The sequence below is a fragment of the Lysinibacillus sp. NPDC093688 genome (assembly GCF_050280145.1).
GTDB lineage: Bacteria > Bacillota > Bacilli > Bacillales_A > Planococcaceae > Lysinibacillus > Lysinibacillus xylanilyticus_B.
In genome coordinates this window covers 1-21,427 of the sequence record NZ_JBNNUX010000015.1, presented here as the reverse complement: position 1 = coordinate 21,427, position 21,427 = coordinate 1, and the positions used below count along the sequence as shown (strand labels likewise).

Below are 21,427 nucleotides of genomic sequence, written 5' to 3'. Positions count from 1 at the left end.
AAAAGAAATGTTAACAGCGGAGCAAATTCAAGCAATTTTACCACATCGTTATCCTTTTTTATTCGTTGATCGTATTGTTGAATTAGAAGAAGGCAAGCGAGCAGTCGGTTTAAAAAATGTCTCTATGAACGAGGACTTTTTTAATGGGCATTTCCCTGGCTATCCAGTAATGCCTGGGGTTTTAATTGTAGAGGCGCTAGCACAAGTTGGTGGCGTAGCATTATTAAACGCAGATGAATTCAAAGGTCGTCTAGCTTTTTTGACAGGTATTGATAATTGCCGTTTCAAGCGCCAAGTAGTACCGGGAGATCAACTTCGATTAGAAGTAGAGTTCGTGAAGCTACGTGGAGTAATGGGCAAAGGTCACGCTGTGGCGACAGTCGATGGGGAACTAGTATGTGAAGCGGATATTCTATTCGCTATTGGACCTGCACAACCAAAACAGGTGTAATTTGCAATTATAAGCTAAAAGATTTAAAATAATTATATCGAAAATTGTCTTTACTGTTAATCTTTTAATAGTTCTATAGGGAATGCAGATAAAGAAATCACGGTATTTTATAAAAATGTAATGGCGCTATATGTGATTGTGAATGAATACATGTAGTTTTGTTTTTAAAACGTAGGAGGATTATATAGATGTATAAGGAATTGTCTTCAGGTGTTAAAATTAGCATTACGCGTTCGATTTCAACATCTTTTGAATCATACTTAGCAAGTATTGATTGGAAAGAGGAGCGTTTTTCTATGGAAGACTTCATGACTAGCTGGCAAGCTTATTTTCAAGAAAATGCCGCATGGATCGAAAAAATCCCAGCAGATGTTTTGATGAGTACTGAATTCCATGAAGAGATGGCGCAGAAAATCGACGATGTAATTGCAAAAATTTTAAATGAAGAACCAACAGATAAGCAAATTGAAGCAATTGAGGCTTTGCAAAAAGAGCTAGGTACAAGTTATAGCTACGACTGTAAAGCAGAAGCAGCATACATTGAACAATTGTTAAAAGAAAAACAAAAATAGTTTGTAAAAAAATCGGATAGTTCCCTCCTTTCCCGGGCAATCTATGTAGGATCACAAATGCAGACATTGTATTTGATGACATAGCACCGAGGGAAGGAGGTTTTTTCATATGTGGAGAATGTCATTTTTGGCAATTATTCTTGCTGCTTTATTCCTTGGAGGTTGTAACTGGGGAAACAAAGCGGTTGAAACAAGACCAGTGGAGAACGTTAAACACGACGTTCGCCGAGGTGTTGAAAAAGTGGAAGAAAGAAATGACGTTTACAATCGTGACGTTAATGGTGTTAACCGTAACACTATGCTTCCAGAAGCTACAACACCAGGTACTACAACACCAGGTACAACGACAGTACCAGGAACAACTACAGTACCAGGAACTAGAACAACACCAGGAACAAATGCTGATTTAAATGGTACAAACACTGTTCCAAATGCTAATGGCGTAGTTAAAGAAAAGATCGTTGAAGAGAAAGTTACACGATAATTTAAAAAAGAGTGTTTCCAGCTAATGGAACACTCTTTTTTTAATACCCGCGGAAGGTAAGCGAATATCCGCGGAAGAGGAGTGAATACCCGCGGAAGGAGAGCGAATACCCGCGGAAGGAGAGCGAATACCCGCGGAAGAGGAGAGAATACCCGCGGAAGAGGAGTGAATACCCGCGGAAGAGGAGTGAATACCCGCGGAAGGTGGAAATACCCGCGGAAGGAGAGCGAATACCCGCGGAAGGAGAGCGAATACCCGCGGAAGAGGAGTGAATACCCGCGGAAGGTGAGCGAATACCCGCGGAAGAGGAGTGAATACCCGCGGAAGGTGAGCGAATACCCGCGGAAGGAGGAAATACCCGCGGAAGGAGAGTGAATACCCGCGGAAGGTGGAAATACCCGCGGAAGGAGAGCGAATACCCGCGGAAGAGGAGTGAATACCCGCGGAAGGAGAGCGAATACCCGCGGTAGGGGGAAATACCCGCGGAAGAGGAGTGAATACCCGCGGAAGGAGAGCGAATACCCGCGGAAGAGGAGAGAATACCCGCGGAAGAGGAGCGAATACCCGCGGAAGAGGAGTGAATACCCGAGGAAGAGGAGTGAATACCCGCGGAAGGTGGAAATACCCGCGGAAGGAGAGCGAATACCCGAGGAAGAGGAGTGAATACCCGCGGAAGAGGATCAAATACCCGCGGAAGGGGAGTGAATACCCGCGGAAGGAGAGCGAATACCCGCGGAAGGTGGAAATACCCGCGGAAGGAGAGCGAATACCCGCGGAAGGAGAGCGAATACCCGCGGAAGAGGAGTGAATACCCGCGGAAGGAGAGCGAATACCCGCGGAAGAGGAGCGAATACCCGCGGAAGAGGAGTGAATACCCGCGGAAGGAGAGCGAATACCCGCGGAAGAGGAGTGAATACCCGCGGAAGGGGAGTGAATACCCGCGGAAGGGGGAAATACCCGCGGAAGAGGAGTGAATACCCGCGAAAGGTGGAAATACCCGCGGAAGGAGAGCGAATACCCGCGGAAGGGGAGTGAATACCCGCGGAAGGGGAGTGAATACCCGCGGAAGAGGAGTGAATACCCGCGGAAGGAGAAATACCCGCGGAAGAGGAGTGAATACCCGCGGAAGGAGAGCGAATACCCGCGGAAGAGGAGCGAATACCCGCAAAAGGGAAGCAAATCCCACAAAGCGGAGGAGAAGTAAGCCCTCGCGCACAAAGGAGATAAATCTCCCGCGCACAAGCACCCTTAAGAAGAACAGAAAAATGGCTTCATATATTCCACTAAATCTTCAGGTAATTGGTAAACGCGATTTTTATAAGAACCTGTATAAGGAAATTGAAATTTTCTAAGTAAACGATTGGCAGCATCACTGGAATGGATATAGAAAAATTCACGTAACTGCTTATTGGTAATGGTTGGTCTAACTAAGTATCGATAATCTTGTAGGGCTTCAGCAAAAATTTCTTCGCTCACATTGTGACAGTATGAACATTTCCAAATCCCTCGAGCATAATGCATTTGAGATTTGTATTGGCATTTCGGGCAAAGTACGCCTTGGCGAAATCTTGAGGAATCAAGAGAAGCCGGAAGTTTCGATGGCTGATGTCGACTAAGGAGTTGTTGAGCAATTTGAGTTAGCTGTTCATCGCTTAAAATAGTTTGTGTATATTTTTGAAAAAGGGAATGAAGATGTTTTTGAAGTCCTGAAACATGGAAAATCGGAATTGAGTTTGGATGACTTGCAATGATAGCGGAGGGGTTAGAAATAACAACTGCGCCCTCTATGGGGAGAGAATAGTTTTGGCAAATAACTTTAAGAAATTGCATATGTCGTTGGGTCTGAGTAATGGCATTCGGAAAACCTTCAACAGTTCCATCTGGCTTCGTTCGAATACACTGATGAGTAATTTCGTCAAAATCAAGACGTCCGTTAATATTTTTTATTTCAACCACTAGCATAAAATGACGGCACATGAAGAGAGTATCGAGTTGATGTGAATGCTGCGCCGAATTCATCAGAATTAAATTATGTAATACTAAAAAAGTATTGGGACATATTAATTCAAGCCATTCACGGTCAACTCTCCTTTCACCAGCAAAGCCGGCATCAAATCGTCGAAATTGCTCATGATAATAGCCAAAATCTAGGTCCTCATCGAACAATCGCCTCTTTAAAGCCTCAAGCCACAGTAATTTTACAGGCTTTTTCCTAATAGCAATAGACAAGTATAGTTACCTCCTATAATTTTTACATCGTATTGTACCTTAAAATCTATACCTGTCCAATAAAAAATAACGATGCAGATGTTTGCATCGTTAAATCTAGTTCAATCATTTTTTAGTTTTGGTCGTTCTTTCATATCGTGTGAGAAGCGGTCCAATAACTTATCTAAAGTAACACCCTCAGCTAGCAACTCGGCAAGCAATTGTTCGGCATATTTCGAGCGTTTTATCTTGAGCTTTCCTTTTAACAGGACAGAGACGTGCTCGCCAATTTCTTGAACTGTATGTACGGCAACCTGGAAAGGAGCAGGCTCATTATCTGGAAATGAAATAACTGCACGTACATTAAAGACAGTAGCATTCGCTAGAAGTTCATCAAAAGTTGAACGATATTGTCGGTCCATAAACAGTTCAAGAATCCAAGATTGATGGCTATTTTCCTGGTTAATAATAATACCATCGACTAAAGGGAAAGGTTGCATGCCGTCTTTTGTAACAAGGTCAAAGGAAAGCATCTTAAATGTTTTCATTATGTAATATCCTCCTAAGTCGGTCATCCTTTTTAGTATAACATATTCAATTAGCCCTGTTTATGGAAGGGGCCATGCTGTTGTTTGCACAATCAATAAAAACAGCGAAATTGCATATTTCAACAATTAGCATTTGCTACTACAGTGAAAAGCATTCAGCCCGAAAAAACATTCAATAATTGAAAAGTAAAAGTCTCAATATACCCAATTTATGATTAAAAACTGAAGGAAATGATAAAAATCGACTTTTGCCAATGCTGAATTAATTTTTGTATGATGAGAGCAATCAAAAACAAAGGAGGTGAATCAATGAACCAAGTCGGACTGGTCGGAAGGTTAACAAAGGATCCAGTGTTACGACACTTATCTGAAAATCGCGTGCAAACACATTTTTCTCTAGCCATTAATCGCAATTACAAAAACAGTCGTGGGGAAGTGGATGCTGACTTTATTCTTTGTTCAGTTTGGGGAAGGCTTGCAGAGCATATCGTCAAATATTGCGGAAAAGGCTCATTAATTGGGGCAAATGGTCGTATTCAATCAAGATCATTTTTAAATGAAAACAGCACAAAGGTTTTTATAACAGAAGTAGTCGTAGAAGATGTCCGATTTTATCAACTAAAGCCAAGGGATCGTGATGGGGCTATTGTGTTACCAAAGCCACCTGATGAGCAGGACGGCTTAACGGATTTTGTACTACCTGAGGTAGAAGTACAATTACCAGTAGTATCGCAGTCCTAAATGGTACATACGGGGCAAGTGCAAGTTGTCTGATCCGCCATTTTCCTTCTATACTTGCACCGTAATCAATTTAGAGAGGAATGATGTATACCTTCCATAACGTAGTTCATTGCTGAAGACCGCACAGCAGTGAGCCTTTTAAACACAACTAAATATGAATATGAAGTAAGTAGGGAAGAAGTAACAGGCAATATCCGCTGAAAAAAAGAGCGCCAAGAACGTTTTGCTCTTGGCGCATATATATATCTTTAAAAATCGAGCTTCATTAAATCACGAAGTTCATCATCTTCTAACTCAGTTAACCACTTGCTTGATTGAATTAGTTCTTCTGATAATGCAGATTTCTGAGCTAGCATTTTATCGATTTTCTCTTCGATGGTACCAATAGTAACAAACTTATGCACTTGCACAAATTGTGTTTGACCAATTCGATATGCACGGTCTGTCGCTTGATTTTCAACGGCTGGATTCCACCAGCGATCTGCGTGTAATACATGATTTGCAGCTGTTAAATTTAGCCCTGTTCCACCTGCTTTTAAGGAAAGGATAAATATTGGGAAATCTCCTGCCTGAAAAGCCTCTACTAAGCGGTCACGCTGCTGCTTAGGCATTGCACCTGTTAAGAACGGTGCATCAATATTATATAGTTCACTAAAACAATGCTGTAGTAATTGTCCCATTCCGATATATTGTGTGAAAATGAGGCATTGCTCGCCGTTGTCCACAATTTCTGTAGCCATTTGCACGATACGTTCTAATTTCGTAGAACGAGTCAGCATTGATTCTGCATCCTCGAAAGGTTCTTTTAAATACAAGGCAGGATGATTACATAATTGCTTTAACTTACTGAGCATTTTTAAGACGCGTCCCTTTTTTTGAAAGCCTGTTAATTGCTCTAGCTGATCGAGTGTCTCTAATATATATCCTTCATATAGAGAGGCTTGCTCAGTTGTTAATGGGCAATAATCATGAGACTCTTGCTTATCTGGTAAGTTAAGTTGTAAGTGTGGGTCTCGTTTTGTACGACGAAGTAAAAACGGTTGAATTTTTGTACGTAGCTTCTGTTTATGTGACTCAGACTCATCTCGTTCTACCGGTAAAATAAATTCTTCGTTAAAGCGACCGAAGCTACCTAAATAGCCTTTATGGATAAAGTCAAAAATTGCCCAAAGCTCCGATAAACGGTTTTCCACCGGTGTACCTGTTAAAGCAATATGATGCATACCATTTAATTTACGGATAGCTCTTGATTGGAGCGTTTGCATATTTTTAATATTTTGAGCTTCATCAAGTACAACAGTTGCCCATTCTACTTCCTGTAAAAACTCAGCATCCTGAGATACGGTGCCGTAGGTAGATAAAATCACATGTGGTTTTTCTCTTTCTACTAGCTGTTTAAAAGCATCCTCTTTTGCTCGATTCGCCTGATAATGCGTATGCACAATCAAGGAAGGAGCAAAACGCGCAAGTTCCTTTTGCCAGTTGCCTAACACTGAAGTAGGACAAATAATGATGGCTGGCTTTGTGTCCTCAATTGTTTCATAAAGATAAAGCAAATATGAAATAAGCTGAACCGTTTTACCAAGACCCATATCATCCGCTAGACACGCACCAAAGCCTTGTTCGCGCATGAAGACAAGCCATTCGAAGCCCTCATGCTGATAAGGTCGTAATTCAGCCTGCAAAGATGTAGAAACTGGTACTGTCGGAAGTCCCTTTTTCTCTTGAAGCTGCTCCATATAGGATTTAAGCGATTGTTGCAATTCAAATGCAAAAATCGGGTCATCTCGCATTTCATCATCGGCATCCTCTTCTTCAAGAGGTAAGGATAAATCCTCTGGTAGCTCACGAAATAGCAATTCACGAACAGTCCAGCTTTCATCTTCTGCTTGCTGCATCAATGTACGCATTTCTTGCATCCAGTTTGCATCGACTCGAAACCATTCAGTACCTATACGAATGAATTCGCGTTTCTCCTCCACAAGCTTTTTAAATTGCTCAGGTGAAATGGACTGTCCATTCATAGAAAATTGCCATTTGAACGTTAAAATATCATCTAGTCCAGCAACCTTCTTCGTCGATACATTGCCAGTACTTACACGAACACGCATTTTTGACTGTTTTAGATCCTTAAGCCAAGCTGGTAATACAACGTCAAAGCCAAGTGCCTGTAATCTTGCTAAATCTTCACGTAAAAATGTTCGAACTTGTAAATCCTCAAGCATAATACGGATGAAAATATCGTTACTTACATCTTCATTAGAAAGAAGATCTACAATTTGTCCTTGTTGTTGTTCAATAGCTTCAGCATACATTTGCCATTTTGCTGGTAGAGCGTCAGCGATTGGTAGTGACTGCTTTCGCATAGCAGGCGTCCAGTAGTTCTTGGCTGTAGCCGTGCTAAGTACTGTTTCTAAAAGCCAAACATCTGAATCTTCCTCAGGTTCACTTAAGCGTAGGGAGACAGTCACTGCACCTGCTTGTCGTTCCTGCTCTAATGGCCAGCCACCACGCAAGAAAAATGGCACTAGCTTTGGTAAATCAGACAGCATAAGACCTGCTTGTGTCAGTTTTTGCTGCACGGCCGTTTCTAATAAAGCTGTTTCTACATCGTCTAGAGGAAATGTTAGCGAGGAAAAATCATCTGCAATAACTGCGTGTGACCAGAGCGATGGCTCCTGCCAATACGTTTGTAAAGCCGACGCTTTTTCTAGTAACACCTGACTTTCTGCGTTTACACCTTGCCATTTAATAAAAGGATGTAGATAACGCTGTGAAAAAATATCAAGGAGCTCAGAGGTTGAAACCTCAATCGTAAGCTCTGATCGATTGGTTAATATACCATAGACATTCGCTTCATAGTTGAAAAATAATGAAGAAATGAGTGAGTCTGCGTCCATTGCTGCACCGTCAGCAGTAAATCCCTGTAACGTAAAATATCCTTCCTGTGCTGCATGAATACGAAGCTGTAGTTTTTTTGAAAACGGGGAAGGAGCATTTATAGTCATCATACTAAGTTTCCTTTCTCAATTTCTTCCTGTAATGCACGGAGTCGTTTATACTCTGCACGAATGGTTTGCATATATGTTTCGAAATAAGCCGTTTTACCAGCACGCTTTGCTGCACTGCGCATACTTTTCCAAATTCGTACAGCCTGCTTATAGTTCATACGTGATTTTTGTGTAATTTCAGTCATGGCATATAGATGATATAAGGGCAATACTGTTGCAGGAGCAACCTGAAGCACATCCTTTAGTCCACACATTTCTAAATAGGAAAGGGAAGAAAGGTTTAGTTGATGAAGGGCTGCCCAATCACGATAACGTCCTTTTTTAATAAGAAAGAACGAAAACGGTTGAAGCCCGTAAACACCAAATGCACTATATAATGTAGCTTCCTCTTCCTCTGTAAGCTGTATGTCTTCGTATAAAAGCTGGAATTGCCGTACGTATTGAGCTCGCTTTACAACTGGCACAGTTTGCTGTAAAAAGACTTCGGTAAATGGTAGCATCGCACGTAAAATAATGGTCTGTGCAAGTGATTCGCTAGCACGTTTTGCAAAGGTAGCCAGCTCAAAAAGGTCCTGCATATGTTGTACATCAATATGGGCAATTCTTTCCTGTAATAAACTTTCTTTTTGTAGCAGTACATAAAATAGCAGTTGTAATGACTGCAAGGAAATCTCAGATGAAGGATTCTCAAGGTTATTTATAAGTGCTAATTCCTGTTCGCGTCGCGGCTTTTCATAAAAAAGCACTGCCCAAAGCAACATATAAATTTGTAGTCGATCAGCAAACAATCCTTGTCGTTCCAATAAAAACTCCCTAACTAATTCCTGAATTGCATCATAGAATGGGTCAGTGGCAAAAAGTCGTGATCGGCCCGTTAGCTCTGTCAAAATACTTTCGAATGATTGGACACTTTGATCAATAAAATATTTCATATAAGGAGAATCCAACGAATGTCCTTTTGTCTCATTTAAATGACGCCATATTGTATTAAAGATCGATAGCTCCATAAAAAGCTTATACAATGGCTGCCACTCACGCTCGAAGGGCATATGCCGTTGAAGTCGCTCCATTGCATCTGTCCGTATAGCAGAAAGGCCATACCCTTCTAAAATACGCCCAGGTGGTAATAAACGTTTCATAACTTCATTGACCATCAATTGCCAGCTTTCTGGACTGCGTTCATCTGCTAATGATTTTAATTGCACTGATTTTTGCGCACGCCAAGCGCTTGACCAATTTTGCACAGAATCAAAATACTGATAGAGGGCAAGCAATGCGCCAACTTGATGTCTACACCATTTTAGCTGAGGACAGTTACAGCTCATCTCCTCTTTGGCAAAATCAATTTCTACAGAAGCAGGTCTGACATCCTGTACGCTTGCATATAATATAGAACTTGCTCCATTAAAACGTTCAAAGACAACTGATTTGTTCCGCACTGAGAAAACAGCACGACGCACTAGCTCTTCGTCTTCAGTAGAGGAAGGATGTAACGCCTGTTCAGCTTCCTGTAATTTGGCAAGGATAAATTCTTGGTGTTCCTTAGCTAATTGGGCAATAGACAATGCCATAACCTCACTCCTTTCAAAATGTATAGCTAGTGAGCATGTAAGTATAAAGAAAAAAAGACTGTCCTTCCATTATACGATTAAATTGCGTCCATGATAAGCCGAATGATTTGAAAGAAAAAAATCAAGGAAAAGATAGTTAACAAGATAATTTATTTATGTTAAAATCTGAATAATCAGATATATAGGGAGGGATGAAGGATGATGCAAGTTCAATATATGAAGCCTTTTTACACGAAAATTACTGGAGACAAACTACGTCTCGTGTTTGCTTATCAATATTTCTCTATATTAAAAGAAAATGAGATTTTCCATTTCATTCCCATTGAAGGTAAAGAGATGATTATCAATTTGAATACACAGCAAATTGAAAATATATCTGAGGTGTTTGTTTTCCAGAAAGGGAATCGTTTTATCCGACTGCCATTATATCAATTATTATTAATTACAAATGTTCATGAGCATCTAGCACCGATTCTTGAAAGCGCTACTCCAAAGCCTCAGTTACCACTTGTATCTTCAGTGACTGTTGGCGAAGTAGATCAGCTCATTACAGAATTGGAGCAGAAAAACATTGATTATTTAATCGACCAGGCATTACTAGATCATAATAAAGATCTCTTTTTTGAACTACTACAACAAAAGAACCATCAACTCGGAGGTTTCGAAAATTGAATACACGGTATTTTATTTAAGCACCCTTTCCATATATGAGAAATGGGTGTTTTTATCTTCATTCAGCAAATGTTTTGTAGTGAAAGTGAAACGACAGTTACAGAATACTTTCATTTCTGAAGGGGATGAGATAAAGGAGGATGTGGTTCCTACTGAAATAGGGGAACTCAGGCTAAGAACTTCAGAACGCCTTAGAGAACAACATCATGCTGTTGCTGTTGCTGTCGCTACGTTAGCACTGCGCTTTCGCACAAAAAACATCTTGTCGCTATGCTTTTACACATAAGTACTGTTGCCTTAAAACCTCTGACGAATGTTACGGATGTTGAATGGAATGTATAGTGCGGGCACAATTTTGCCAAGGTGAAATTGAAATGAGTCTAAAGTAGAAATTATGAAAATGGATTAGAAATCATTACTATATAGGGCTTACTAAATTTGAAACTATTACCAAATTAAATTTAAAAGAATGTAAAATAGACCGATATACATAACAATAGGGGGTGGTGAAATGATGCTTGGAAAGTGGTCAGCGACGGGGATGTCAATTTTAAATAATATGAATAGACATTACGGGGCAATGAGTAAGGCAATGCTTCGAATTTCTTCTGGCTACCGCATTAATAGTGCCGCTGATGATCCAGCGGGACTTGCGATTTCTGAAAAAATGCGTGCGCAAATTCGCGGTTTGAACATGGCCGCAAAGAATATCCAGGATGGTATTTCACTTGTTCAAACAGCTGAGGGAGCATTGAATGAAACACATGGTATGATTCAGCGCATGCGCGAGCTCGCAGTCGAGGCAGCCAACGATACATTAACGGATAGTGATCGGGAGAAACTCGATTTGGAATTTCAGGAATTAAAAAAAGAAATTCAGCGCATCTCGAAGGACACGGAGTTCAATACTAAGACATTGCTAAATGGGGAATATGCTACGAACGGTATTAAAATTCAAGCAGGTGCCAACTCGGGTCAAAGCATCGAGCTGTTGATGAACAATATGGGTGCTGAAGCACTTGGCTTGGACGATAAGACATCTATTGCAACTCGTGAGGATGCCGATAAAGCCATCTCTACAATGGACGAGGCTTTAAAGTGTGTATCAAGCGAGCGCTCAAGACTAGGTGCTTACCAAAATCGTCTAGAGCATGCTTATAACGCGACCGTAAACACAGCAGAAAACTTACAAGATGCGGAGTCTCGCATTCGTGATGCAGATATCGCCAAAGAAATGATGAATATGGTGAAGGCCCAAATTCTAATGCAGGCAAGTCAGTATGTACTAGCGATGCATATGCAGCAGGCACAATCCATTTTAAAATTGTTAGAGTTCCAAAAAAAATGATGAATTTCAATTTTTATTGAAATTCATCATTTTTCGTAACTTCTATGCTTTTGTGAAAGCCTCTAATGCTAATTTTGCTGTCGTCTCTGCGGCAACTTGGAACGCTTGGACTTTTTGGTGCATGTTTTCTTGGATGGTCGGTAATTGTTCAATTACGTTTATTGTTTGTTCGAACAATAATGTCCCGTTCCAATTATCTACTTCAACATGTCCAATAATGGGTTGATCCATGATTTCAGCAAATGCATCGATTTTTGGATCGTAAGAAATCGCAATAAATGGGGTAGAGTAGATGGCTGAGAAAATTAGTGAGTGCAATCTCATCCCAATTAGCAATTTAGATTGACCAATTACTGCAATTTTTTCTTCAATCGATAAATCAGCAGGGGCAATGATACTTTTTTCTTGCATAAGTGCTGCTACTTCTTGTGAAGACTTTGCATCATGCTCACCATGCATTGGCAAGAAGACAATCTGTTCTCCATGACGTACTAATTGATCGAGGCTGTTCGCTATTTTTTGCTTGTAATCTACTGTTGATGGCCAATCACGAACACTTATAGCAATATAAGTGTTTGCTGATAAGGACGCATCTGCTAACCATTCAGTATGGAAGGTGCTGCCGTTAAGTCCAATTACCGGATCGGGCACCACTAAAGCCTCGTTTTTGACACCAATCTCTGTTAAAAGAGATTGTGAGGCTTTATCTCGCACTGTTATTTCTACCTTATTAAAGGCTTTGCGAACAATAAATTTACTTACAGGATGATTGATTGGACCCATGCCTTGAGCGTAAACAAATACAGGTTTTTTTAACCACTTTGCTATTTGAATAACGCCCGCATAGTAAGGAATCGTCTTCATTCCTGTTTGGTCTTGCATGAGGCTACCGCCACCACTGATGAGCCCATCTGCTGATTTTAGTACTTGTCTGATTTCGTTCATTTTCCAACGATTCACGGCCTTCACACCATATGTTTTTTCAGTGGCCGCTGGATTATTCGATAATACCGTAATGTCTATATCATGTTGACATTTTTTTAGAGCTTGGATAATGGAAAGCAGGATCGCATCATCGCCAACATTATCGAATCCGTAGTAGCCAGACAATACAACATGCATTATGACCACCTCGCGACTGCTTTAGAAATAAGTCGGTAACCTATCTTGAAGATAAAGATAAATACTAGTCCTACGACAAAACCAAGTGAAACGCTATAAAGTGTACGTAATGCCGACACAGCAACAGGGATGTGTAAATGTGTAAAGGTATTAACGATAGACAAGAATCCAATAACGCCTGGTACTAGAAGGATACTGCCCCATTTTCGATTAATGCCCATCACATATAGCGCTAAAACAAAGAATGGGAACCCAATTAAAAATTCTTTCGTTCTTGGTCGAACATATAGGATATTTTCAAGCCATTGTCTAAATGCCAATTCTGCATTACTAACGGAACCAGCGTTACCTGTTCGACTAATATAGAATAAACCTATACCTGCAACGACGATTAGCAGTAAAACATGCCAATATTTTAAATCTTTATTTAATAAAGTAACGGTATTTGAAAGTGTTTTCTTTAGATTTTGATCAACTAGACGGTTGAGTTCTAGTAGCACAAATACTAATACACCTGCGATTGGAACAACATAAACGAGCTTAACGCCTTTAAATGCTTCAAAGCCTGTCATAAATGCATTGCCATTTAATAACCCGATGACAATAACGATGCCGATGATGCTAATACCAACTGCTTTCAAATATTGTAGTAAGATCGAAGCAATATTCTTAGAGCCCTTAGCTGCTTTAATGACTGCATACGTTGGGGCCATAACTGCAATAATTAACGCGAATGCTTGTAAGAAAAGGGTACTTTTCAGAAGGAAGTACGCGATAGCTAAAGCACTCATAAATAAAACTGCTGCTATACGAAGTGGCATCCATTTCACTAGTTCTGAGATAAGGAAAGTAAATACGATACCTGCTAATAAGACAAGTGCCGTTACCCATGTTGGGACTGCAACAACATCAAATAGTTGTGGCGTGCCAGACTTGAAATGATTTGGCATCTGTTTTTGAACACCCGTTAAATAATCAATTGTTTCAGCCAAATTTTTCTCAGCATTACCTCTTATTTTAATATGATAGAAGATAGATCGAATATTTCGCTCTTTCACCGCGCGTGTTGTACGATCAATGCTTACAGCAGGCTTTAGCTTTGTCTCTCTGTTGACATTGATGCTGTGCAAGCGAATCATATTATAATCTGTACTTTTGGCAATTTTGTCTTCACCCTTAAGGGGATTGCTTTCAATTGTGTAGAAATAGTAGCCTGCCTCACTTAGCTTTTCAACGAATACATTGCCTGATTTTTGTCCAAATCCGATTGCTTCAGTCCCTGAACCAAGTAAACGGCCAGCTGATGAATCTTTTAATTCAAGCAATTGCTTAACGATTTTTTCGTTGGCCGCTTTATTGTCTGCATTTTCTACTTTAAAAATGAGGGACAGATCATGCTTGTTGATCATCTCTATTGCAGGCTTATCGTAACCAATTGGTGTTTTTAAATCATAACGATGGTTTGAGCTCGGAAGAAAATAGAAAGACTCATCTCCTATTTGTACTTCTTCTGGCTTAATGCTGTCTTTAATGAGCTGTTGATAGCTCGCGTTTTCAGGAACGCTAATATAGTATCCACTCTTACTGCTATCAATAGCATCTTTATAAGGCGTGAAACGTAGTTGTGCCGCTAATTCATTTTCATTGTAAATGGAAACCAGGCTTTGATGTTCCATTTCCTTTAATGTTAACGGCTCAAGGCTAACCGTTGTAAGCCCTGCATCTTTTAAAGAGGAAAGGATTTTATCCATTGTTAAATCGCTTTCCTTGTTTACTACTTGAATTTCATCATAAGGAATCACTATTTCATAGGCATCATTCGATTGCTCAGCATTCCATCTCATCATGATTCCAGGTGAAGACACGACGAGCAATAGGATGACAATTCCCCAAAGCCATTTCTGTTTCGACATAAATTTTCTACCTCTCTTATTTATGAAAACTTTTTTCCGATAATCGGGATTTTCTTTAAATCTTGTTTATCAATGGCCTTCATTAGCCATAACAATAGGAAATAAATAACACATCCAATACCAATTGCAACAGCTAGATAACCCATTGCCCATAGTCTTGACCACTTTTCAATATCAAACCATAGTGTAGGCAATCCGACAGCAGCTCCCATTAGGATAGAAGATAGGATGATTTTGATCGTATCTTTCCCAAATACAGTGAAACGGATTGCACGATAAATAAAAATAGAATTTACAATAAATAAAACAAAGTAAACAAATAATGTTGCATAGGCAGCCCCATCTAATCCGAAGGCTTGGATAAAGAAGATGTTTGAAAATATCTTTAGTACAACGCCACTAATAATGATGATGGCGCCTGTTTTGGCAGCATTCATCCCTTGTAAAATACCTGTACCAAGTAGTGTAAGGGATGTAAATACAGAGCTAAGGTTAATAATCGCTAACATTAAGCTTCCCTCTAAGTCTGTAAAAAGAGCGAGGTTTAAAGGTAAGGTTAATGCTAGTAACCCTAAAGCAGCCGGCCAGGAAATAAGATGAGTAATACGGTGTGTTTGCTCAATAATCCCACGTGTTTCATCTAATTTACGTTCGGCTATTTTTGTCGTAATCAGTGGAACAAGTGGTAATATGATAGAGGACGCAAAAACAGTTGTAATTTGAACAAGCGTTAATCCTCGACCATAAATCCCATAAAGGAAACTAATTTCACTTGAGTCAGCTCCAGCACTTCTTAAGCCGTACGTTACTGTAAAGGAGTCAACAAAGTTAAAGAGTGCCATTGTGACAGAACCGATGGCAATCGGAATCGATATTTTTAAAATTGTCTTACCATAGAATGAGAAATCGTTATATTTATATTTCTCCTTGCTGGTTACTTTTACAGATGAACGGAAATATTTAACGCGTAAATAGAAGAGGGATGCAACAGCCCCAAGTACAGAGCCTGCCATAATACCCCCAGCAACAATATCATTGGAATAATCCATTGCAACTAGGAAATAGGCAACAATTAAAATTAGAGCAACACGCACTAACTGTTCAATTACCTGAGAAATCGCAGTCGGACGCATATCCCCATAGCCTTGGAAAAATCCTCGATAGACAGCCATATAAGGAGCAACGAGCAATGTAAGAGCAACAACAATTAACGCGATTTTTGTTGACGGGCCCCCTAAAGCATTTGCGATTTCAGTTGAAAAGCCAAAAATGATTGCAAAACTTAAGACGCCAAAGCATATCGCTAGGATGCTTGCTGTGACATAAATTTTCTTCACTTTATCTGTATCTTTTTTTGCATTGGCCTCCGCAATTAGCTTCGAAATGGCAATAGGAATTCCAGCAACCGATAAATAGAGTGCCACCATATAGACTGGATACACTAAACTGAATATACCTAGTACCTCATCGCCCGCTATATTTTGTAGCGGAATTCTGAAAATACTACCGATGACTTTAGAAAGCAACATAGCAACTGTTAGGACAAGAGTGCTTTTGACAAATGTGGACTGGCTCATTTTGGTGCTCCCTGACCTTTAAATTTTAATGCGAAAACCTTTAAAGCAAATCGAGGAAGGACAAGCATTCTTCCAAAACGACTTGGCTGACGAAGCAGTCGGTAGAGCCATTCGAGATTTAATTTTTGCCAGATCATAGGAGCTCGTTTGACTGTTCCTGCAATGACATCAAAGGAACCACCAACACCTATAAATACACCTTTGCTAAATTGATCCAGATTTTCGGAAATCCATTTTTCTTGTCTTGGCACACCTAAGGCAACAAATACAAGATCAGGCTTTAATGCAGCAATTTCATTTGTAATATCATTCTTGTTCCAATCAAAAAATCCATCATGATAGCCTACTATGTCCACATTTGGATATGTTTGATTAATATTTTGCATAGTCTTTTCAAGCGTTTCATTTTGCGCGCCTAACAGATAGATTTTAAAGCGCTTTGTATTGCCCACTTCTAAAAGTCGTACCATCGTATCGTAACCAGTGACACGCTCCGGAAGCGGATCACCAAGTATTTGTGCAGCTTTCACAACACCAATACCATCTGCACAAATGTAAGTAGCTTGCTTCAGATAATTCATGACAGTAGGGTTTTCATTTGCCTGCATCACGACTTCGGGATTTGCTGTAATGACGAATGTCTTTTCTTCATGTTCAATACGATTGACGAGTATATCAACAAACTCTTGCTGATTACTATGTAAAAAGGGTACGCCCATAATCGTTACATGCTTCATATAGTGTTCAAACCTTTCTTTATTTCCTTTTTCACTTCTTTCAGCGGGTGTTTGGACACCCGCTGAAATAGAGGAACTCAGTCTAAGAACGCCCCGTCCTGTGGCAACGACTGAGTGACCAACATTGTGTTGGCCTAAAGCCTCCGGCGGATGTCACGGAATCGGAAAGGAGTTCTTAGGGGATGTTAGCCTAAAATCATCGCATCCATGCGATAACGGCTAACTGACCTGCATCGTGCAGGCCTAAGTACAAAGCCGATTCCGGACGCAATTATGCCAAGGCATAATTGATCTGCAATATATCATACCATAAAAGCAATATTGACAGGAAATTTTCGGTGGAATGATATGGGGAGGATTGTGAAGAAAAAGGGGAAGGGCAGCGGACTGGAATTGCTACAGCATATTTGTCTTATAGTAGGTTCACCACCATAACTGAGGGTTGATTTCCGTTCCGGCTGGGCGCTTTCCTGGGGGCGTTCGATGAGCCGCTTCGCTTCGCTGCAGGGTCTCATCTGAAACGCTAATCCCCGAGGAGTCACCCAGTCTCCACTCCAATCAACTTTTTGCACGATATCACATATTACCAAAACACATTTTCAATTTTACAGTGATGAATCTACTAAAGTACCTTTCAAAAGACAGTAAAAATAATATGATAAAATGGTAATATAATCCTTACTATTTGAGTTTCTTCTATTATATATGTAGCATATAAATATTATAGAAAAATAAGCGTATCATCATGGGGGAATTTAAACTTTTCCTGGATTTGAATAATTGATGTACATAAAGAAAGAGTGCGAATTAAATGATTCGCACTCTCCTTCTTTATAAAGCTATTCTGAATCCAGTGACTTATTATTTACAATATAATCACCATAAACCCATCCTGTTTTACCATTAAAGATCACCTTATACCAGTTGCCGTTTTTTACAAACTCACCATTAGCATCTACAACACCAATGATAAAGCTCTTTGGTTTTACGGTGCCTAAAATAGAAGACGTAGTAGATGGCTCGCTTCTTACATTTAGAGTGATGTTCATATCGACAATCTGTAATCCATTTTTCAGACTTACATAATCTTTAAATAGCCATCCTTCTTGTCCATTCACTTTGACTTTGTACCAACCGCCATTTTCACCTATCACAGTGAACGATGTATCCTTAGGTAATTTCGTGATGATGGAAGAAGCATCCGCTGTATTCGGATAAGTTCTCATATTTAGGTCGTCAACCGTAGCCTGTCCAGTGGCCCCAGCTAAAGCTGTATCGACCGCATATTGCTTTGCAGGAGTAGGTAACGAAGCAGGGGAAGACTGATTTTGATAGACAGGAACGTCAAATACTAAGTTAGTCGTAGTATTGGCCCCAGTTAATTCATACATGTCATAAATCTTTTGCGCTTGGAGCACTGCCCACATAACATGTGTTGCATACTGATGGACCGTTGGGTTTTCAGGATTCCAACGCATTTTATACAATGTGTCCTGCCCTTTACTAATATATTGATCTTTCACAAATTGTGCCCCACCAATAATCGCATCCTTGATTGTGAACCATCCATTTGTATAAGCTCGTTCAGCTCCATATTTATTGGCGTTTGCATCAATAGCGCCAATGCCATAAACATTGTATGTTTTCTTAATATCAGTCAAGCTGTTTCGATTTTCAGTCGTGACCATTACTGCTTTACCGTCCTTATCGAGACCAACTTCAATACCGTTTGCCAGTGCTGAAGCGCCATTGCCTGTTTCATGCAATGCATGTGATAACAAATAGATGGCATTAATATTATGATCAACACCTGCCTGAATAAAGGCGTCTGCTGTACCGATTAAATTTCCTTTATTATAAAGAACTTTTTCGTTGATCGTTTTTGCATTTAGATTCGTAACAGCCGTCGATAATTTTAAAAATTGATAATAGGACGGGGTATCTTGAATAAAACTTTTAGGGTGTACATAGTATGACACTAGTGCCTCGCTAGCTGTGAAAATGCCAGAACCATCTACTTTTGGATTGTTTTTCGCCTGTTTATCTACTACCGCCTTGTAGTCCTGTGAGTAGTTGGTAGTAGTATATTGCTTCCCACCAACTTCAGGTGCATCTAAATGTATCAATCGATAAAGTACAGTAGCTGACTCAGCACGTGTTGCTCGGGCTAGTGGCGCAAATGTATTGTTCGGCTTACCAACAATCAGCCCTAACGACACGACTTCTTGAACATCGGCATATGCCCATTTTGCGATACTAGCATTGTCATTAAACTTAAGAGGGGAGGCAGTCGTCTTGATGTTTTGGTAATCGAGTGCTCTTTTTAGCATGGCAGCCATTTGCTGACGATCAATTTTATCATTTGGATTAAACTTTCCATTTGCATTGCCTTTGACTAATTGATAGTGACTCGCCTGCTTTATGACATCGTAATACCAATCTCCTTCACGTACATCCGAGAAGTTAGGTTTCGTAGCTACTTCTGGTAAGTCAAGTGCTCTTACAAGAAATGCTGTGAATTCAGCACGAGTGACGGAATCATTCGGGCGATAATTGCCTGAATCATCACCCTTCATTAAGTTATGTGTAATAAGATAGTTCATTTCATAGTAGGCCCAGTGCTTAGAAATATCTTCTGCAGCTACATTTGTAGGTGCTAAATAGAACATCGCGATAAGCATGGCCCCGAAAATAGAGAGTTTGCCTTTCATTTTTTAAGCTCCTTTCAATAGTTGATAAGATCCTATCAAACTATCAAAAGTGTAGCATAAAAAAAGGGAATCTATTGTTACAACATGGGAACAGATGAATTTTTATAGTAATAATAATGAAGGAAATTACATTCCTCCTTTGGAAATCGCGTTATATATTTCTGTTTCTTTACAATTATGACTAATTATTTACGGAAGTCTTTAATATTTGACAATTTCGTATCTATTCCAGAAAATGCTTGGATAATGTTGAGAGTCAGGTATAATAGGAAATGGTTCTATATGTTACCAACCTAAATAAGGCAATAATATTGGGTTATAGTGGATACCATAATATAACCGGTAAAAAAATCTTCTATATCTAAATTTATGCCATAATGCTTGAATTTAGAGAAAGATAGTGTTATATTATTGTGGAAAGTGAATAAATTTACTAGAATGGTATTCTAATACTCTTTTTCTAGTGAAATTACTAAGAAAATTTGCTTGTAGGTTTTTTTATTATTCAAGGAAGCTATAATACATACATTTAGGCTAAGCAGTACTATAGTTTTCGTGAGAATAATACCAATTTAAAGGAAATGTTAGGGAGGAATACAATAATGGCAAAGCAAAACAAAGGCCGTAAGTTTTTCGCGGCATCAGCAACAGCAGCACTTGTTGCAGCAGCAATCGTTCCTGCAGCATCTGCAGCAACAATCAAGGATTTCGATAAAGTAGCACCTTACGCTAAAGAAGCAGTTCAAGCTTTAGTGGACGCTGGAGTAATCTCTGGTGATGAAAAAGGAAACTTCAACCCAACTAACTCAATCACTCGTGCAGAAGCAGCTAAAATCTTCACAGGTGCTTTAGAATTAGAAGCTGAAGGCACTGTAGATTTCAAAGACGTTAAAAAAGACGCTTGGTACTATGATGCAATCGCAGCTACTGTAGAATACGGAATTTTTGAAGGTGTAAGTGCAACTGAATTCGCACCAAACAAAAACTTAACTCGTTCAGAAGCAGCTAAAATTCTTGTAGAAGCTTTCGAATTAGAAGGTGAAGCAGATCTTAAAGATTTCGCTGACGCTTCAACTGTTAAACCATGGGCTAAATCTTACCTTGAAATCGCTGTTTCAAACGGCATTATCAAAGGTACTGAAGTAAATGGTAAAACAAACCTAAACCCAAATGCTTCAATCACTCGTCAAGAATTTGCAGTAGTATTCTCTCGCGCTCTTGAGCTTGCAGATACAACTGTAAAAATCGACAAAATCGAAGTAGTTGACGCTAAAACTTTAAACGTAACTTTAACTGATGGTACTAAAGAAACTGTTACTTTAGAAAAAGCTTTAGAAGCTAACAAAGAAACAGAAGTTACTTTCAAAATCAAAGATGTAGAATACAAAGCAAAAGTTACTTACGTTGTAACTACAGCTACAGCAGTTAAATCTGTATCTGCAACTAACCTTAAAGAAGTAGTAGTAGCGTTTGACGGTAAAGTTGATAAAGAAACAGCAACTGATAAAGCAAACTACTCTTTAAAATCAGGTAAAGTAATTAAATCTGTAAAACTTTTAGATGATGAAAAAACAGTTGTTCTTACATTAGAACATAAATTAGACAACAATAAAGTTGATGCAGTTAGCGTTTCTAATGTAAAAGCTGGTACTTTAACTATCACAGCGAAAAATGTAGAATTTAAAGCAGTTGACAACGAAATTCCAGCTGTTAAAGAAGTAAAATCTCTAGGAACAAAAGCACTTAAAGTTGTGTTCTCTG

16 protein-coding genes are annotated in these 21,427 nt (G+C 39.5%); 7 read left to right on the top strand and 9 right to left on the bottom strand.

What is annotated here, in order from left to right; translation table 11 throughout:
- The first annotated feature begins 7 nt into the window (after window positions 1–7).
- The 3 genes from fabZ (at window position 8) to ACQKN2_RS13165 (ending at window position 1,507) form a co-directional block, all read left to right on the top strand.
- Complete coding sequence (gene fabZ / locus ACQKN2_RS13175; RefSeq protein WP_427415346.1) at window positions 8–451, top strand: 3-hydroxyacyl-ACP dehydratase FabZ; 444 nt, start codon at window positions 8–10, stop codon at window positions 449–451.
- A gap of 188 nt (window positions 452–639) precedes the next feature.
- Window positions 640–1,023: a hypothetical protein gene (locus ACQKN2_RS13170; RefSeq protein ID WP_427415345.1), complete on the top strand. Its 384-nt coding sequence runs from the start codon at window positions 640–642 to the stop codon at window positions 1,021–1,023.
- 109 nt (window positions 1,024–1,132) lie between these two features.
- On the top strand, window positions 1,133–1,507 hold the full coding sequence (locus tag ACQKN2_RS13165) for a hypothetical protein (protein WP_427415344.1): 375 nt from the start codon (window positions 1,133–1,135) through the stop codon (window positions 1,505–1,507).
- A gap of 1,248 nt (window positions 1,508–2,755) precedes the next feature.
- Here the strand turns inward: ACQKN2_RS13165 and ACQKN2_RS13160 are convergent.
- Together ACQKN2_RS13160 and ACQKN2_RS13155 are read right to left on the bottom strand one after the other, a co-directional pair.
- The gene (locus tag ACQKN2_RS13160) at window positions 2,756–3,736 is read right to left on the bottom strand and encodes a nuclease-related domain-containing protein (RefSeq protein ID WP_427415343.1); all 981 of its coding nucleotides are present in this window, start codon (window positions 3,734–3,736) and stop codon (window positions 2,756–2,758) included.
- A 101-nt stretch (window positions 3,737–3,837) separates the two neighbouring features.
- Complete coding sequence (locus tag ACQKN2_RS13155) at window positions 3,838–4,263, bottom strand: YwpF family protein (RefSeq protein WP_323648647.1); 426 nt, start codon at window positions 4,261–4,263, stop codon at window positions 3,838–3,840.
- Window positions 4,264–4,572: 309 nt separating this feature from the next.
- Here ACQKN2_RS13155 and ACQKN2_RS13150 point away from each other — a divergent pair, with 309 nt between their 5' ends.
- A complete protein-coding gene (locus tag ACQKN2_RS13150; RefSeq protein ID WP_427415342.1) occupies window positions 4,573–5,004 on the top strand; it encodes a single-stranded DNA-binding protein in 432 nt (143 codons plus the stop codon).
- A 248-nt stretch (window positions 5,005–5,252) separates the two neighbouring features.
- Here the strand turns inward: ACQKN2_RS13150 and ACQKN2_RS13145 are convergent, their stop codons facing one another.
- On the bottom strand, window positions 5,253–8,015 hold the full coding sequence (locus tag ACQKN2_RS13145; protein ID WP_427415341.1) for a DEAD/DEAH box helicase: 2,763 nt from the start codon (window positions 8,013–8,015) through the stop codon (window positions 5,253–5,255).
- A complete protein-coding gene (locus ACQKN2_RS13140) occupies window positions 8,012–9,586 on the bottom strand; it encodes a hypothetical protein (protein WP_427415340.1) in 1,575 nt (524 codons plus the stop codon). The genes ACQKN2_RS13145 and ACQKN2_RS13140 overlap by 4 nt, the downstream gene beginning before the upstream one ends.
- A gap of 198 nt (window positions 9,587–9,784) precedes the next feature.
- Between ACQKN2_RS13140 and ACQKN2_RS13135 the strand changes: the two genes are divergently transcribed.
- Together ACQKN2_RS13135 and ACQKN2_RS13130 are read left to right on the top strand one after the other, a co-directional pair.
- Window positions 9,785–10,258 carry a transcriptional regulator gene (locus ACQKN2_RS13135; protein ID WP_268636099.1) on the top strand — a complete coding sequence of 158 codons (474 nt, stop codon included), beginning with the start codon at window positions 9,785–9,787 and terminating at the stop codon, window positions 10,256–10,258.
- Window positions 10,259–10,772: 514 nt separating this feature from the next.
- Complete coding sequence (locus ACQKN2_RS13130) at window positions 10,773–11,606, top strand: flagellin (protein WP_427415409.1); 834 nt, start codon at window positions 10,773–10,775, stop codon at window positions 11,604–11,606.
- A 42-nt stretch (window positions 11,607–11,648) separates the two neighbouring features.
- On the opposite strand, the gene csaB is transcribed toward ACQKN2_RS13130, so the two are convergent.
- The 5 genes from csaB to ACQKN2_RS13105 all read right to left on the bottom strand — a co-directional run bounded on the left by csaB (window position 11,649) and on the right by ACQKN2_RS13105 (window position 19,666).
- Window positions 11,649–12,728 carry a polysaccharide pyruvyl transferase CsaB gene (gene csaB, locus ACQKN2_RS13125; RefSeq protein ID WP_427415339.1) on the bottom strand — a complete coding sequence of 360 codons (1,080 nt, stop codon included), beginning with the start codon at window positions 12,726–12,728 and terminating at the stop codon, window positions 11,649–11,651.
- A complete protein-coding gene (locus ACQKN2_RS13120; protein WP_427415338.1) occupies window positions 12,728–14,641 on the bottom strand; it encodes a DUF5693 family protein in 1,914 nt (637 codons plus the stop codon). Before ACQKN2_RS13120 ends, csaB begins: the two co-directional genes overlap by 1 nt.
- Window positions 14,642–14,661: 20 nt before the next feature.
- Window positions 14,662–16,218 carry a putative polysaccharide biosynthesis protein gene (locus ACQKN2_RS13115; RefSeq protein ID WP_427415337.1) on the bottom strand — a complete coding sequence of 519 codons (1,557 nt, stop codon included), beginning with the start codon at window positions 16,216–16,218 and terminating at the stop codon, window positions 14,662–14,664.
- On the bottom strand, window positions 16,215–16,955 hold the full coding sequence (locus ACQKN2_RS13110; RefSeq protein WP_427415336.1) for a WecB/TagA/CpsF family glycosyltransferase: 741 nt from the start codon (window positions 16,953–16,955) through the stop codon (window positions 16,215–16,217). Before ACQKN2_RS13110 ends, ACQKN2_RS13115 begins: the two co-directional genes overlap by 4 nt.
- An 839-nt stretch (window positions 16,956–17,794) precedes the next feature.
- The gene (locus ACQKN2_RS13105; RefSeq protein WP_427415335.1) at window positions 17,795–19,666 is read right to left on the bottom strand and encodes an S-layer homology domain-containing protein; all 1,872 of its coding nucleotides are present in this window, start codon (window positions 19,664–19,666) and stop codon (window positions 17,795–17,797) included.
- 602 nt (window positions 19,667–20,268) lie between these two features.
- Here ACQKN2_RS13105 and ACQKN2_RS13100 point away from each other — a divergent pair.
- A partial coding sequence (locus tag ACQKN2_RS13100; protein WP_427415334.1) for an S-layer homology domain-containing protein occupies window positions 20,269–21,427 on the top strand: 1,159 nt, incomplete at its 3' end.

Bases quoted from the DNA above. Each gene is read 5' to 3' on its own strand.
- fabZ (WP_427415346.1), top strand. From the start codon at position 8: ATGTTAACAGCGGAGCAAATTCAAGCAATTTTACCACATCGTTATCCT.
- ACQKN2_RS13170 (WP_427415345.1), top strand. From the start codon at position 640: ATGTATAAGGAATTGTCTTCAGGTGTTAAAATTAGCATTACGCGTTCG.
- ACQKN2_RS13165 (WP_427415344.1), top strand. From the start codon at position 1,133: ATGTGGAGAATGTCATTTTTGGCAATTATTCTTGCTGCTTTATTCCTT.
- ACQKN2_RS13155 (WP_323648647.1), bottom strand. From the start codon at position 4,263: ATGAAAACATTTAAGATGCTTTCCTTTGACCTTGTTACAAAAGACGGC.
- ACQKN2_RS13150 (WP_427415342.1), top strand. From the start codon at position 4,573: ATGAACCAAGTCGGACTGGTCGGAAGGTTAACAAAGGATCCAGTGTTA.
- ACQKN2_RS13145 (WP_427415341.1), bottom strand. From the start codon at position 8,015: ATGATGACTATAAATGCTCCTTCCCCGTTTTCAAAAAAACTACAGCTT.
- ACQKN2_RS13140 (WP_427415340.1), bottom strand. From the start codon at position 9,586: ATGGCATTGTCTATTGCCCAATTAGCTAAGGAACACCAAGAATTTATC.
- ACQKN2_RS13135 (WP_268636099.1), top strand. From the start codon at position 9,785: ATGATGCAAGTTCAATATATGAAGCCTTTTTACACGAAAATTACTGGA.
- ACQKN2_RS13130 (WP_427415409.1), top strand. From the start codon at position 10,773: ATGCTTGGAAAGTGGTCAGCGACGGGGATGTCAATTTTAAATAATATG.
- csaB (WP_427415339.1), bottom strand. From the start codon at position 12,728: ATGCATGTTGTATTGTCTGGCTACTACGGATTCGATAATGTTGGCGAT.
- ACQKN2_RS13120 (WP_427415338.1), bottom strand. From the start codon at position 14,641: ATGTCGAAACAGAAATGGCTTTGGGGAATTGTCATCCTATTGCTCGTC.
- ACQKN2_RS13115 (WP_427415337.1), bottom strand. From the start codon at position 16,218: ATGAGCCAGTCCACATTTGTCAAAAGCACTCTTGTCCTAACAGTTGCT.
- ACQKN2_RS13110 (WP_427415336.1), bottom strand. From the start codon at position 16,955: ATGAAGCATGTAACGATTATGGGCGTACCCTTTTTACATAGTAATCAG.
- ACQKN2_RS13105 (WP_427415335.1), bottom strand. From the start codon at position 19,666: ATGAAAGGCAAACTCTCTATTTTCGGGGCCATGCTTATCGCGATGTTC.